A 283-nucleotide genomic window follows, 5' to 3' on the forward strand; every position below is an offset into this window, starting at 1 on the left:
CCGAAACGCCGTTTTCTTCGTGATGGTTGAAACCGGGCTTTACGCCGGTGACCTTGAAGGAGGGAAGCTTATCGCCGATACCGAGCATTTTATACCTGCCTGTAAATTCAATTGTTATGCGGAAATTTCTGAACTTACAGAATTTTCCGACTACGAGTCATATATAGGGATTCTTGTTAAATCGGTCAAAGCGATTATAACGATCAAATCCATCGATTTTAACGATGGAGCAAAGTCGAAAGAATCAATGCTCAATATCAGCGTCCGCCAGCTCCATTACTTT

General features: G+C 42.4%; 1 protein-coding gene. It reads left to right on the top strand.

The window, feature by feature from the left end; genetic code table 11:
* Nucleotides 1-283, top strand: a 283-nt coding sequence (locus ACNG5D_RS16065; RefSeq protein ID WP_418184541.1) for a hypothetical protein, incomplete at both ends; no start/stop codon positions are given.

It is taken from the genome of Algibacter ulvanivorans, from assembly GCF_048381495.1.
Lineage (GTDB): Bacteria > Bacteroidota > Bacteroidia > Flavobacteriales > Flavobacteriaceae > Algibacter_B > Algibacter_B ulvanivorans.